13 protein-coding genes are annotated in these 13,391 nt (G+C 60.8%); 8 read left to right on the top strand and 5 right to left on the bottom strand.

Annotated elements, in window-relative coordinates; all coding sequences use genetic code 11:
- Positions 1 to 6: 6 nt before the first annotated feature.
- Genes U4012_RS16940 through U4012_RS16925 form a run of 4 tightly spaced genes read right to left on the bottom strand, consistent with a single transcriptional unit; the run spans position 7 to position 3,450 of the window.
- Positions 7 to 777, bottom strand: coding sequence for an ABC transporter ATP-binding protein (locus U4012_RS16940; RefSeq protein ID WP_321800177.1), 771 nt, complete (start codon positions 775 to 777; stop codon positions 7 to 9).
- Positions 764 to 1,498, bottom strand: coding sequence for an ABC transporter ATP-binding protein (locus U4012_RS16935; protein ID WP_321800095.1), 735 nt, complete (start codon positions 1,496 to 1,498; stop codon positions 764 to 766). The genes U4012_RS16940 and U4012_RS16935 overlap by 14 nt, the downstream gene beginning before the upstream one ends.
- Positions 1,498 to 2,571: a branched-chain amino acid ABC transporter permease gene (locus tag U4012_RS16930; RefSeq protein WP_321800093.1), complete on the bottom strand. Its 1,074-nt coding sequence runs from the start codon at positions 2,569 to 2,571 to the stop codon at positions 1,498 to 1,500. Before U4012_RS16930 ends, U4012_RS16935 begins: the two co-directional genes overlap by 1 nt.
- Before the next feature lie 3 nt (positions 2,572 to 2,574).
- Positions 2,575 to 3,450 (bottom strand): ABC transporter permease subunit, encoded by an 876-nt coding sequence (locus tag U4012_RS16925; RefSeq protein WP_321800091.1) that lies wholly within the window; start codon positions 3,448 to 3,450, stop codon positions 2,575 to 2,577.
- Between the two features lie 249 nt (positions 3,451 to 3,699).
- On the opposite strand from U4012_RS16925, the gene U4012_RS16920 reads away from it, so the two are divergent.
- Both U4012_RS16920 and U4012_RS16915 read left to right on the top strand, forming a co-directional pair.
- A complete protein-coding gene (locus U4012_RS16920) occupies positions 3,700 to 3,939 on the top strand; it encodes a helix-turn-helix transcriptional regulator (protein ID WP_321800089.1) in 240 nt (79 codons plus the stop codon).
- A 342-nt stretch (positions 3,940 to 4,281) separates the two neighbouring features.
- Positions 4,282 to 5,709 carry an amidase family protein gene (locus tag U4012_RS16915; protein WP_321800088.1) on the top strand — a complete coding sequence of 476 codons (1,428 nt, stop codon included), beginning with the start codon at positions 4,282 to 4,284 and terminating at the stop codon, positions 5,707 to 5,709.
- A gap of 201 nt (positions 5,710 to 5,910) precedes the next feature.
- Here the strand turns inward: U4012_RS16915 and U4012_RS16910 are convergent, their stop codons facing one another.
- Positions 5,911 to 6,744, bottom strand: coding sequence for a FadR/GntR family transcriptional regulator (locus tag U4012_RS16910; protein ID WP_043177517.1), 834 nt, complete (start codon positions 6,742 to 6,744; stop codon positions 5,911 to 5,913).
- Between the two features lie 231 nt (positions 6,745 to 6,975).
- On the opposite strand from U4012_RS16910, the gene U4012_RS16905 reads away from it, so the two are divergent.
- The 6 genes from U4012_RS16905 to U4012_RS16880 all read left to right on the top strand — a co-directional run bounded on the left by U4012_RS16905 (position 6,976) and on the right by U4012_RS16880 (position 13,386).
- Positions 6,976 to 8,235: an acyl-CoA dehydrogenase family protein gene (locus tag U4012_RS16905; RefSeq protein ID WP_321800086.1), complete on the top strand. Its 1,260-nt coding sequence runs from the start codon at positions 6,976 to 6,978 to the stop codon at positions 8,233 to 8,235.
- A 32-nt stretch (positions 8,236 to 8,267) separates the two neighbouring features.
- The gene (locus U4012_RS16900) at positions 8,268 to 8,546 is read left to right on the top strand and encodes an acyl carrier protein (RefSeq protein WP_043177519.1); all 279 of its coding nucleotides are present in this window, start codon (positions 8,268 to 8,270) and stop codon (positions 8,544 to 8,546) included.
- 121 nt (positions 8,547 to 8,667) lie between these two features.
- Positions 8,668 to 9,567, top strand: coding sequence for a 3-oxoacyl-[acyl-carrier-protein] synthase III C-terminal domain-containing protein (locus U4012_RS16895; protein WP_321800085.1), 900 nt, complete (start codon positions 8,668 to 8,670; stop codon positions 9,565 to 9,567).
- Positions 9,564 to 10,511: a 3-oxoacyl-[acyl-carrier-protein] synthase III C-terminal domain-containing protein gene (locus U4012_RS16890; RefSeq protein ID WP_321800084.1), complete on the top strand. Its 948-nt coding sequence runs from the start codon at positions 9,564 to 9,566 to the stop codon at positions 10,509 to 10,511. The genes U4012_RS16895 and U4012_RS16890 overlap by 4 nt, the downstream gene beginning before the upstream one ends.
- Positions 10,512 to 10,561: 50 nt before the next feature.
- Positions 10,562 to 12,181, top strand: a complete 1,620-nt coding sequence (locus tag U4012_RS16885) for an acyl-CoA ligase (AMP-forming), exosortase A system-associated (RefSeq protein ID WP_321800083.1) — start codon at positions 10,562 to 10,564, stop codon at positions 12,179 to 12,181.
- Positions 12,178 to 13,386, top strand: a complete 1,209-nt coding sequence (locus tag U4012_RS16880) for a pyridoxal-dependent decarboxylase, exosortase A system-associated (protein WP_321800081.1) — start codon at positions 12,178 to 12,180, stop codon at positions 13,384 to 13,386. The genes U4012_RS16885 and U4012_RS16880 overlap by 4 nt, the downstream gene beginning before the upstream one ends.
- Positions 13,387 to 13,391 lie beyond the last annotated feature (5 nt).

Here is a 13,391-nt window from a genome sequence, read left to right as displayed (position 1 = left end):
TAGTCTTCATCGGGTGAGGTCCAGGTGGGAATGCGTCGAATGTGGTGAAGAAATTGAAGACGTGTCAGACTCGGCGGCCGGCGACAGGTATCGCGCCAACGGATGAGCCCCCGCCGAACCGCTTCGTGTCTCGATGCGGCCGGCATGGGCAACTCGTCCATTCTTGAGCACGATGCAGCGCTGCGCGCTGCGCAGCACGAGATCGAGGTTCTGCTCGACGAGCAGCACCGCGAGCTGCGATCGGCGGCACAACGTTGGGATGACCTCGCCGATCAGCTCGACCAGATTCGGCTGCACACCGTCGGACGGTTCGTCCAGCAACAGCAGTTTCGGCCGACCGCACAGCGCGCGGGCAATCGCGAGGACCTGTTGCTCACCGCCGGACAGCGTGCCTCCATGCTGCGAGAGTCGGGACTTGAGAATGGGGAAATACTCGAACACCTCGTCGAGAATCGCCCCACCACCCACAGCCTGCGTGCCCATCATGAGGTTTTCGCGCACGGTCAGTTTGGGGAAAATCCAGCGCCCCTGAGGAACCAGTCCGATGCCGCGTCGAGCGATCGCATGGGTGCACAAGCCGTTGATGGATTGCCCCTGAAACCGCACGTCACCTGTCACGCGTGGCAGCAAGCCCATGATCGCTTTGACCAGGGTCGTCTTGCCCACGCCATTACAGCCGAGTACCCCGACAACTTCGTTTGGCCCGACGTCGAGGTCGAGTTGATGCAGCACTGCTACGTCGCCATACCCGGCAGACAGATTCTCAATGTGTAGCATGAGCCGCTCCCTGACCGAGATAGATGCGTCGGATTTCTTCATCGCGCGCGATGTCCGCATAGGAGCCCCGTCGGACGATCCGGCCGCGGTGCATGACCCAGGTCTCGCACTGCAGCGCCTCGACAAAGCTCAGGTCGTGCTCGATCGCGAGTACCGCGCAGCGCTCGCGCAGACGGTGAATCAGGCATACGAGCCGCTGCGCATCGGCGACCGAGAGGCCAGCGGCCGGTTCATCGAGCAAGAGCAACGCGGGTTGGCACATCATCGCCATACCGATCTCCAGCCACTGGCGTTCACCATGCGGCAGGGTCATCGCACACAAGTTGGCTTGGTCCGACAGTCCGATCTCGTCCAGAATGGCGTCCGGGTCCGGCATCGGCGTGTCCCGGTACGAGGCAACACCGAGGCCCGCGACGACGAGGTTCTCGCGCACGCTCATTGAAAGAAATGTGTTCGTGCCTTGGAACTTGCGAACCACGCCGCGTCGGCAGAATCGGTGCATCGGCCGACCCGTCATACGCTCACCGGCGAGATACAACTCTCCGGCCCCTGGCGCGATCGCACCGGACAAAAGCCCGACCAAAGTGCTCTTGCCAGCGCCGTTCGGGCCAATCACGCACAGCAGGTCGTGTGAGCCAATCGACACATCGACGTTGTCGACCGCGTGAATGCCACCGAACGCGCGCTGCAACCCTTCACCCTTTATCAGCGGCGTATCCATTACCGGCCTCCTTCCACGCGTTCGGCACGACGTAAGGGGCTACGTCCCCGTCGAATTCGATCGATCCGACGTGTCCCGGCAATCAAACCATCGAGTCGTACGCCGTTGGGCAGGAACAGCACGCAGCAGAGGAACAATGCGCCGAGCAGCAGCGGCCATCCGTCTGTCGTTGCGCTCGATACCGTTTGCTTAAGCAGCGTCAACCCGACGGCGGCGAGTACCGGACCACCGAGCGTGCCTTTACCGCCGATCGCCACCCATAGAATGACTTCGGTAGCCAGCACCGGCGAGAACACATCGGGCGCCACTACCCCCGAACAGGCGGCCATCAACGTTCCTGCAATAGCGGCAAGTCCGGCCGATGCGACGAACACCAGCAAAAGGTGCCCGGACGTGTGATAGCCGCACGCCTTTGCGCGCCATTCGTTCGTCGCGATCGCGGTCAGCACTTTGCCGTACCGGCTGCGGCATACGAACCAGGTCGCGACGAGCAACATGGCAAGCACGATCACGACCGTGTACCAGGACCCGCGCGCCCCGCTCAAATCGAGCGTCTGCCCGACCGGTGAGACGGACAATCCCGGAATGCCGAGGAGGCCCGTGTCACCGCCCGTGACCGACTGCCAGCTTGTCGCCAGTTGCTGGACGACAATCAGCACGGCCATGCTGATAATGGCGAAAAAGTGCAACCGCACACCGGCGAACAACAGGAAATAGCCCAACACGGCCGCGACGACCATGGCACAGATCAGCCCCACGATCACTCCAACGGCGGACGTCTGTCCATATTGCACGGTGGCGATTGCGAAACCGTACGCGCCGAGTCCGAAGAAGGTCGTGTGTCCGAGCGTGAGCACACCAGCCCTGCCCCACAACACGTCGTAGCTCAGCGCCAGCAGTCCCATGATCAGCGCATCCCGCACGGTCGAAAGCTGGTAGCTCCCCAGGCAATACGGCAAGATCAATGCGGCAGCAACAATCGCGGCGCCGATTGTCATCGGAGAGATGTCTTCGATACCGAGCGCCGGTTGAAACAGCCAGCGGCGCGTATGCGAAAGAAGTTGTCGGAGCATGATTCAACCTTTACCGTGGAGCTGATGGGCGGCGCTGAAACCGGGCAACAGCCCTTGTGGCCGAAAACGGATCAGAACGATGGACAGAATCAGCACGATCGCCGAGGCGAGCGACGGATCCACGCGATAGCTGAGCAGCGTTTCAGCCGTGCCGACGAAGGCGCTGCCCAGAAGACTGCCGGCGATCGAACCGATACCGCCCAACACGATTACGAAGAACGCCTTGGCCAGATAGGCGACGCCAAGATGGGACTCCACCGATATCATCGGCGCGACAAGTACACCGGCCAGCGATGCGAGTGCGGCACCGCCACAGAACGCCAGCCGGTTCAGCCGTCGCGTGTCGATACCGACGGCCTCCGCCATCGCGGGGTGTTGGATTACAGCACGCAGCTGAATTCCGAAGCGCGTATAGGCGAATAGCAGCCAGCAACCGGTCGTCACCACCGCTGCAACGCCAATCACGAAGAGTCGATACGCCGGATAGCTGCCCCCCGGCACGGGAATCGCCCCATCTACGGGCGCGTACACCAACATCGGATGTGTGCCGAAAATCAGTTCGAGGGCTTTCTGGACAATCAAGCTGATCGCGTACGTCGCGAGCAATGTGTCAAGCGGACGGTCGTAGAGCAGTCGGATCACGAGGCGCTCAAGGAACCACCCGAGCACCGCGCCAACCGCCGGCGCGACAAACACCGCGAGCCAGAACGCATGCGGCCCGCCCAACGATTGCGCCACTGCCAACGTGTAGGCCCCGATCGTCACCCATTCCGCGTGTGCAAGGTTCACGATGTCCATCAGGCCGAAAACAATGGCTAGCCCCAAAGCAATCAGCATCAAGATGCAGACGTAACTCAATATATTAAGTATTCCTACCATATATCCCTCACAAGCTCATACCAATCAAAGGGGCACGTGCGATCTCAACGTGACACGTCACCCTAGCGGGGTCGACGTCCCCTGACTCAAACACCCCCTCCATCCACCGGCCCAGCGCTTGACCGACACCCCCCAAAATTCACAATATATTGTGAATGCTAGGACAAAACAAATCGAATTCACAATATATTGTGAATTTCGGAGCGAATGCTCCCCGATACTCGATTTGCCTAATCAAATCGAGTTGGCATGACCACAGAATCGTTCATCAAAGCGCTCGGCAACGAGATACGCAGCCGTCGCAAAAGAAAAAAGCTGACACAGGTCGGGCTCGCTGTTCGCGCAAACGTCCATCCCAACACCGTCTCACTCATCGAACGCGCTGAGACGGTTGCCGGACTCGAGGCCCTGCTCGTTCTGGCTGCGGCACTCGACACGCCGCTGTCGCAAATCATCAAAGGCGCCGAGGACCGCATCAGTCTTCGTTGATCTGTTCTGTTTCGGCTCCCCATCTCAGCGGAGCTCTTCCCCGGTCGCAACACTTGCCGTAGCCCTACCCGCCAACACCGCACTATCAGCCGTGGTGGCGCACGCTCGGGGACATATCTGACTTCGCCATCGCGCGAGCTGGAAGCGCTAGACCATACAGGCCGCTCTCGAGCGGCGACACCGTTCTTCGGCATATTTATTATCACTAATCTACGAGCCTAATAATCAGCTGTCAACGGCCGTCATCATCGCGTTTACCCTACAAATACCAGCCGCATGGTGGCCTTGACATACACCATCATCGCACCTACCTTCAATTTATTATAATTAATTGGAGGCGAGATGACGAACAACCTTTGCGAGCTAACGGCCCACGAGCTCAGCGCGCTCTACGAAAACGGTGAAGTCTCGCCGGTCGACGTCATGCGTGACGTGCTCGATCGCATCCAGTCGCTCGACCCGGCGGTCAATGCGGTCTGCAAAATTACCGACACAGCGCTCAGCATGGCAGAGGCCTCCGAAGCTCGATGGCGACGCGGCATATCCCTGGGGCCGCTTGACGGCATACCGATCACCATCAAGGACAACGTTTCCATCGCGGGCGTCGCAACTCGGTTCGGCTCTCGCGTTACCGGGTCAGAAGCGTCGCATTCGGACAGTCCCTGCGTTGCAAGACTGCGAGAAGCGGGTGCAATCTGCTTTGCCAAGACCACGCTACCCGACTTTGCACACAAAATAGTCACAGATAGCCCTCTTACCGGTACTACACGCAATCCGTGGGATCTCACGCGTACGCCCGGCGGCAGCAGCGGTGGTGCAGCAGCAGCAGTTGCGCTCGGGATGGGCTCCGCAGCGATCGGGACCGACGGCGGGGGTTCCATTCGTATTCCCGCGGCATTCACCGGAACGTTCGGGTTCAAACCAAGCTTCGGGCGCGTGCCTCATGCGCCACGCGGCCCGTTCGGTTTGCTCAGCCATGTCGGCCCTATGACGCGCTGCGTCGAAGATGCGGCGCGCATCCTGACCGTGATCAGCCTGCCAGACAGCCGTGACTGGTACGCCCTACCGTTCGATGGTGGTGACTACGCACGCGGTCTGCAATGTCGGCCTGTCCCCGACGGTATCCGTATTGCCTGTAGCCCAACGCTCGGGCTACCGATTGCGGTTGAACCTGGAATCCATGCCGCCGTGATGCGTGCCGCAATCACCCTCCGCGAATTAGGCGCCCGAGTTGATGCTGCCGACCCGCCCAGCATCGGTCGATGCAACGCCGTCCATGCGACCCTCTGGCGCGCGTTTTGCCGACAGCTCACGTCCGGCCTGCCAAGTGGCATCGATGATCTGGATCCGACGCTACAGGCATATGCTCGTGAAGGAGAGGACGTGTCGCGCGAAACATTGCTTGGCGCGTTGATCGAACGCGGCGACCTAGGTGCGGCAGTCAATGCCTTTTTCGAGCGACACGATATCCTGATCTGCCCTGTGTACCCGCGTGTCGCCATGCCGCTCGCCGAGGTAGCGTCGACCAATGAGCTGTTTCCACATTTCACTGCGTGGTGTAATCAACTCGGCTTGCCCGCGGCGAGTCTTTACGCAGGCTTAACGGACGACCAACTACCCATTGGCGTACAGATCGTCGGAGGCCGTCACTCTGATGCATTGGTCCTTTGGGTCAGCCATGAGCTTGAGCTCGCATTGGGAAGAGCGCCATTTGCTAAGATGACGCGCGCTCTGTCGGCTTCCGTCGCCGGCGGGGGGCGGATGATCTGAGTCGCCCAAGCGGATTACGCCTCGATCGTAGCGAACTTAAGCTGATGCGTCATGCGGACGCTGATTGGCGGAAAGAGCCGCAACGTCCGCGCACATCCAAACTCATCGAATCGACAGCGCGCTGTAGGGGCGGGCAATCGATGATGTCACTGCCGCGTCGTCGAACCGACGCTCGTAGTGAATGTCAAAATTCACTGCCCATCATGACTCGCCGCGGTCGCCAAGATCCAATTCGGAGTCCAGCACCAGTTTCTGCTGCAGGGCAGCGTGCACTGTGCGCAACTGCGAATGCGCTTCGTCCATGTGCGCCGTCATGAGTTGCGCGACCGCGTCGGCATCTCGGCGTCGCGCGGCGTCCAGTATCGCGCGGTGCGCGGCAACCGTGTGCCGCCCGAATGCCTGATAGTCCTGCTGTGTCACGTTTCCCGCCACGATCACGAGCGTGTGCAGCATCTGATTGATGATCTGGCACAGGCTGCGCAGGAACGCATTCGGATGCGCGGCAGCCAGTACATCGTGGAAATGGATATCCTCGTGTCGCTGGTCGAGCGCCTCGGCGTGACGTGCCTCGAACGGCTCGCAGACGGACACACTGCGCTCGAGCGCATCGAAGTCCGCGTCGCTCAGATGGGGAACCGCACCCGCCGCCACCATGGGTTCCAGCGTGCGGCGTACCGCATAAATGTCCTCGAGCGTGACGCTCTCGAAAAACAGATAGTTCTGCAGCGACTGGAATGCTCGGGCCAGTGGCACGCGCGTAATCGTCGCCCCGCCATCCGGCCCGGTACTCAGGCTCACGAGTCCTTGTATCTCCAGTGCCTTGAGCGCATCGCGCATCGAGCCGCGGCTGACGTTGAACATTTGCTGTAGCTCGGCCTCCTTGTTCAAGCGCTTTCCTGGCCGTGCCTGCCCGTCGTTAATCCAACGCTTGATCTGCTCGGCCACTTGGTCGCCGCGCTTGATTGCACGCGAGCCTCGTTTATCCGGCTGCGCCGGCGACATCTTCTTTTCGGTTGTCGGTTTTCGCCCTGCCATATCGGTCACGTCCGTCGTTGGCCATTCACTGCTGTATTCCGGCGCCATTATCGGGCATCCGCGCCCGATACGGACAAATTTCCGGTTCCATGCAAGCCTCCCTCCCAAGGTTAGGAGTAGCCGGGATAGTGACCAGGACCTACGCTGCAATCCGAACACCATACGCCGAGTACCCATCGCTTCCCTGCATGTCGGTCACTCGATGTCGGTTGCCATCAGGAGAAATCCCTCATGTCACAGTCGGTGAAGTCGTCTCAGATGCAATCCGCGCTTGCGACCATCCGGGCCACCCTCTCGGCCGACGGGCTAGATCTGGATCAACTTGCTGCACGCATGCGTTTGCACGGCCCGGAAGCCGACCGGACACGACAGATTCCAGATGCAGTTTGTGCACCCTCGGACGTTCCTGTGCTGAACTTGAATCTCGTTCCGGCCGCGTATGGAGGTTGCGTGGACGTGCAATCCCTGATGTCGCGCTCCACACTGATGGAATATCTCGGGTACGCCGACGCGGCACTCGCGCTCGCGCTGCCCGGCCCCGGCCTCGCAATGCCGCCCGTCCTCGCACTCGGCAGCGGCGAGCAACAGACCTGCTTCTTCGAACGATTTCGCAGCGACACCCCGCGCTGGGGTGCGTTCGCCATTACGGAACCCGACTGCGGCTCGGATGCGACCGCAATGCGGACCATCGCTCGCAAGACGGCGCGCGGCTGGGTGCTGAACGGCACCAAGTGCTTCATCACCAATGGCGCACGCGCGGACGATGTCATCACGTTCGCCACCATCAATCGGCACGCTGGTCGCTTCGGTGTTCGAGCGTTCCATGTCGATCGCAATACCCCGGGCTTCTCCGTCGATCGCGTCGAGCAAATGGCGGGGCTGCGCGCCAGTCAACTCGCGGTTCTCTCCTACAACGACTGCGAAGTACCCGACGACGCACTTCTCAGACGCGGTGACGAAAAGCCTCTCAACGACGCGTTTTCGGGCGCACAACACGCATGGGACTACTTCCGCCCCCTACTTTCCGCGGTCATGGTCGGCGCATGTCAACGAGTACGCGACGATCTCGCGGCCTACTTCGACGCAGGCGGACATCCTGTGAATCAACGCCATCGCACTGCCGACGTTAACGACGCTCTGCTCGATATCGATCGGCAAATCACAACAGCCCAGTTGCTCTGCCGACACGCGACGTGGAAAACAGATCAAGGAACGGCCACTTCGGAGGACGCGTCAATGGCCAAGGCGTACGCGTCACAAGTAGCCGCCCGCATCACCCGAGTTGCAATCGAACTCGCCGGCCTTGATGGTATCGCTGCCTTTCCGTCGCTTGAGCAAAGCTATCGCGATGCAAAGGCCTTCGACATCATGGAAGGTACCGGGGACCTGCAGCGACTCATGATTGCTCGCTCCACACTCCGCTCGGCTTTTCTTCCCTGGGAGGTCATCTCTCCCGCGCCGCACCGCTCTACAGAAGCACACCCATCCTGAACCCATCCGAAACTTCGCACTGGAGATCGTTCATGGCAACCCATCCCGTTTCCCCCAGCTCCGCCAGCGTGTCCGAGACAGTGAAAGCTTGCTTGCTATCGGTACTTGGCAGCACCCTGAGCACCGATCTCATCGTAGACGACACCAACCTCTTCGATGTCGGTGTGGATTCGATGAATATGACGGACTTGCTGCTGCAACTCGAACAGCGCTTCGGTTTCACGCTGGCCCCCGAGGATCTATCCGCCGATCTGTTCCTGCGCTTCGGCAATCTCGTCTCTTTCGTCGAATCCCATGCGTCCTTCGACTAACTTCACTGGCACCGAACCGCGCATTGTCGCCACGGCGCGATATATCCCACAGCACGATGTCCCGGCCGATGCACATTCCGAACCATTCATGGTTTCCGGTGGGTCCGCACGAGAGGACGTGATGCAAGCAGTGTATGCCGATACGCTGCGGTGGCGCGACAGTGGTGCCCCATTCGGCGTGGCCGGTATTCCGTTGCCGCAAGCATCACGGGCTACTGAAAACCGGGTCGCTGCGGAATCCGACCAGACATTGTCCGACATGGCACTTGCCACTGTGCGAACGCTGCTTGAGTCGTCATCTCAGGTCGTCGCGCTCACACTCGATCAAATCATCGTATGCACAACGAGCTTCGAACATGATCTGGCATTGTCGTGCGCCTGCCGTCTCCACAGCGAACTTGGATCAAGCCGAGCACCGCTGGCGGTCGGCCAGCTTCAAGGCGTGTCGTTCCTGATGGCGTTGGAGATTGCCGTGGCGATGATGGCCGCTGACATCCGACTGAATACCGTCGTGATTGTCGCCGCGGAGCGCTGGCGCCGGCCATTCCCACGTCGGATAGGTGCGCAGATCGACATGGGCGATGGGGCCGCTGCCGTACTGATCGCGAGACACCCCGGCCCCGGATGGCGGATAAGCGGGCTCACGGTACGGACGCCCGTAATCCCACCTCTCGCAAGCGAGCGCGAACTCATCTTCACATCGACCCTCACGGATGTCATTGGCGAGACGTGTGCAAGCGCGGGTTTTCAACCTGGCAATGTCGACTGGGTACTTCCTGCGCCAGTCGACACTCATCTGGCTCACGAAATCCACACGCGCTGTGGATTGCGGCCCGAACGTGCCTGCCGCATATGCATGGACGCGCCCGGCCATTTCTGCGCAGCCGACACGCCCGCGCGACTCGACGCGCTGCTGCAATCGATCAACCCTAACGAGGGACAACATGCCCTCGTTTGGTCCGCCGGCTTCCAAGGGCAGGCCGGTTGCGTTCTCCTTGAATTTCGTCGAGGTGGATCATGATTGCGTCGCAACAAGCCAGCTCCCTTTCTCTATCTGGCATCGCGTTCAGCCTGCCAGATCGGACTGTGGATGCGCATTGCTGGGCGGAGCGCTGTGGTCAGCCGTCGACTCGTGCGCGTGCACTGATCGAAAACGGCGTCATGCAGTTCCACGACGCAGCTGGCGAATCGCCCGTGACACTTGCCGTCGACGCTATATCGTCCCTGTTGCGCAACACCAGAACAGCACCCGAAACGATCGATGCGTTCGTGTACACGCACACGATTCAGACCAGCGTTATCGCACCGCCCGCGAGTACTACGCAACAGATCCAGTCCCAAATGAATCTGAACCGTGCACTGGCATTTTCAGTCACGCAACAGCACTGCGTCTCACCAATGGCCGCGATCCGTGTGTTGCAGGCGCTCGCCTCGCGACAACTCACCATCCGGCGAGCGATTGTGGTCTGCGCCGACGTGATCGGTTCCCACTGCGACCGGCTGCGGGCAATCCAGGATCTTGCGCTCCATAGCGACGGTGCCTGTGCGCTGCTGCTCGAACGAGGTGGCCACCGAAATGCCATCGCGGGCTTGCACTTGTATACAGACGGACGATCCTTCCGCGGTACGGACGAGGATCTGCAGCCGGTTCCCGACGATCGATACTACTGGTCAGCGTTCACGACCATGCGTGCCGCCATTCAGCACGCGGGCATCACGACACGCGAGATTAGCCACGTACTGCCTCACCACGCCAATCTTCCGGGCTGGTCCAGGCTAATGGCAATGCTAGCCATCCCTCGCGATCGGCTCTTCACGGCGAACTTCGCTCCGATCGGCCACGTCTTTGGCGCCGATCCCTTCATTAACTTCCAGACATGTTCGAACCGGGAACCGGGCGGTTGCTCGCTGCTGTTCTCATGTGGTCTGGCAGGGTGCTTTGGTGCGATGGTGGTCCGCCACTGATCAGCCCATCGATTTCCTTTCAACGCTCGACAATCAATCCGGATACCGTCATGAGAAACGTCCTCGACCTCGTGCAAGCCGCTGCAAACCGCACACCTGACGCGGAAGCTCTTGTCTGCGGTTCCGCCCGAGTAACCTATCAGGACCTAGTTCGCCGCGCGCAAGGCATGGGCAATGCGCTCGACGCGCTTGGATTGATGGCCGGCGCGCGCATTGCGATCTATCTGGACAAACGCGTCGAAACCGTCGTGTCGATGCTGGGTGCCGCTGCCGCGCAATGCGTGTTCGTTCCCATCAACCCGCTCCTCAAACCCCAGCAGGTCGCTCACATCCTGCTCGACTGCGGTGCCGATTGCCTGATTACCAGCGCGCTGCGCGCGCGGGTCCTTGACGAGCATGGTTTGATCGGCGTTTCCAACACAATCATCGTGGACGATGCCGGCTCCGCAAGCCGACATCTCCGAACAACAACGCACGTTCAATGCTGGCCCGAGTCTGCAAGCGGAAATCGCACGGAATGCGATAGTGACAATCCACCGCAATCACCGGCGTCGGCCAATGTCGACACGGATCTGGCCGCCATTCTCTACACATCGGGCTCGACCGGATTGCCGAAAGGCGTGATGCTGAGCCACCGCAACGTGCTCGAAGGTGCCTGGAGCGTTGCTCACTATCTGAACAATGTCTCCTCCGATCGAATCCTCGCCGCCCTGCCGCTCAGTTTCGATGCTGGCCTGAGTCAGCTCACATCGACCTGGGCGGCGGGAGCCACCGCCGTGCTCATCAACTATCTGGCACCGCAAGACGTCATTGATGCCTGCGCGAGCGAACGCATTACGGCGATCACGGGCGTGCCGCCCTTGTGGATGCAACTGGCCCGGGCGGCTTGGCCCGAAACGGCACGCCGGAAGCTGCGCTACTTCGCGAATACCGGCGGCAAGCTGCCGGCGCCCGTCTTGCAGCGACTCAGGGCATTGTTTCCGCAGGCCAAACCCTATCTAATGTATGGCCTGACCGAGGCATTTCGCTCCACGTTTCTCGACCCCTCAGAGGTCGATCGTCGCCCCGATTCCATCGGGAAAGCCGTACCTAACGCCAGAATTCTGGTCGTTCGCGATGATGGCTCGCCTTGCGGACCGGACGAAACAGGAGAACTCGTCCATGTCGGAGCCTGCGTCACGCTCGGTTATTGGAATGACGCGACGCGCACAGCCCAGCGCTATCGACCTTCACCCGAGCTGAAACCCGGTGGCGCGCCGCGAGATCGTGCTGTCTGGTCAGGTGATCTGGTACGGCGAGATGCAGAAGGATTCCTGTACTTCGTCGCGCGCAACGACGCCCAGATCAAGAGTTCTGGTTATCGCATCAGCCCGGAAGAGATCGAAGAAGTCGTTCACGACAGTGGCCTTGTCACGGAAGCGGTTGCCCTGGGCATTCCTGACGATGAACTTGGCGAAGCGATCGTCCTGTTGGTCGTGCCGGTCGCCAATGGCTTCGATGCTCAAGTGCTTCAGGCCTGGTGCGTGGAGCATTTGCCACGCTACATGGTGCCGCATCGCATCGTGGTCCGCGAGACAGTTCCGCGCAACCCTAACGGGAAATTCGATCGGGCCGCATTGCGCGCCGCCTTCTCGAGCTCTGACGCCGCCTCCGAAGTGAGGCAGTCGTGAACGGGCTGTTTGGGGAGCACAACGGCGTCCTCACCATCGGCGGCGTCGAGATCAATCGCCTGGCCGATCGTGCAGGGCGTACGCCGTTCTTCGCCTATGATCGCGCAACGCTCGACGAGCGTGTATGCACGCTGCGCGATATGCTGCCAGCCGGTATCGACCTGCATTACTCGATTAAGGCGAACCCGATGCCCGCGGTAGTCCATCACCTTGCGCCACAGATGGATGGGTTCGACGTGGCATCGGCCAATGAGATGGCACTTGCGCTGAATGCCGGCATGCCCGCAGAACTGATCGGCTTCGCCGGGCCTGGCAAGAGCCGCGACGACTTACGTCGCGCCGTCGCAAGCGGTGTCAACATTCACCTCGAATCGACCACGCAGCTGCACCTCGTGACTGCGCTCGGCTGGGAGCTCGGCGTGCAGCCCAAGGTCGCCATTCGAGTCAACCCGGACTTTCGCGTCGATCACAGCGGCATGCGCATGGGTGGGGGGGCCACCCCTTTTGGGCTCGATGCGGGGCAGGTGCCCGAGCTACTGCGCGAGCTCGATGCAAGGGAAGTGGCACTGGCCGGCTTTCATATTTTCTGGGGATCCCAGTGTCTACACGCCCCGACCGTCATCGAAGCTCAACGCAAGAGCGCGGATCTCGCCGTGAGATTGGCCGGCGGCCTGCCAGTCGCGCCGCAATACGTGAACTTCGGAGGCGGTTTCGGCATCCCCTATTTCGCGGGGGAAACACCACTTGACCTCGCTGCGGTCACCGATGCCATGCACGATTGGCTCGGTGTATTCCGCAGCAGCTTACCGGACACCCGCACAGTCTTGGAATTGGGACGATATTTGGTCGGGGAAGCCGGCATCTATGTGTGCCGCGTTATCGATCGCAAGATTTCCCGAGACCGAACGTTCCTGATCACTGATGGCGGCCTGCACCACCACCTGGCGGCATCCGGGAACTTCGGGCAGATCCTGCGCCGCAATTTTCCGGTCGCGATCGGGAATCGCCAGACACAAATCCCTACGGAGCGTTGCCACATCGTCGGATGCCTGTGCACGCCGCTCGACCGGATCGCCGATGACGTGCTGCTTCCCGAAGCCCGCATTGGGGACTTTGTGGTCGTCTTCCAATCGGGTGCGTATGGACGCTCGGCCAGCCCCAGGGACTTTCTCGGCCACCCTGATGCGATCGAGATGCTCGTCTGACCACC

It is taken from the genome of Burkholderia sp. BCC1988 (assembly GCF_905339895.1).
Taxonomy (GTDB): domain Bacteria; phylum Pseudomonadota; class Gammaproteobacteria; order Burkholderiales; family Burkholderiaceae; genus Burkholderia.
This window is presented reverse-complemented; position numbering and strand designations above follow the sequence as displayed.

Coding starts and splice junctions, on each gene's coding strand:
- U4012_RS16940 (WP_321800177.1), bottom strand. CDS start 777: ATGCTACACATTGAGAATCTGTCTGCCGGGTATGGCGACGTAGCAGTG.
- U4012_RS16935 (WP_321800095.1), bottom strand. CDS start 1,498: ATGGATACGCCGCTGATAAAGGGTGAAGGGTTGCAGCGCGCGTTCGGT.
- U4012_RS16930 (WP_321800093.1), bottom strand. CDS start 2,571: ATGCTCCGACAACTTCTTTCGCATACGCGCCGCTGGCTGTTTCAACCG.
- U4012_RS16925 (WP_321800091.1), bottom strand. CDS start 3,450: ATGGTAGGAATACTTAATATATTGAGTTACGTCTGCATCTTGATGCTG.
- U4012_RS16920 (WP_321800089.1), top strand. CDS start 3,700: ATGACCACAGAATCGTTCATCAAAGCGCTCGGCAACGAGATACGCAGC.
- U4012_RS16915 (WP_321800088.1), top strand. CDS start 4,282: ATGACGAACAACCTTTGCGAGCTAACGGCCCACGAGCTCAGCGCGCTC.
- U4012_RS16910 (WP_043177517.1), bottom strand. CDS start 6,744: ATGGCAGGGCGAAAACCGACAACCGAAAAGAAGATGTCGCCGGCGCAG.
- U4012_RS16905 (WP_321800086.1), top strand. CDS start 6,976: ATGTCACAGTCGGTGAAGTCGTCTCAGATGCAATCCGCGCTTGCGACC.
- U4012_RS16900 (WP_043177519.1), top strand. CDS start 8,268: ATGGCAACCCATCCCGTTTCCCCCAGCTCCGCCAGCGTGTCCGAGACA.
- U4012_RS16895 (WP_321800085.1), top strand. CDS start 8,668: ATGCAAGCAGTGTATGCCGATACGCTGCGGTGGCGCGACAGTGGTGCC.
- U4012_RS16890 (WP_321800084.1), top strand. CDS start 9,564: ATGATTGCGTCGCAACAAGCCAGCTCCCTTTCTCTATCTGGCATCGCG.
- U4012_RS16885 (WP_321800083.1), top strand. CDS start 10,562: ATGAGAAACGTCCTCGACCTCGTGCAAGCCGCTGCAAACCGCACACCT.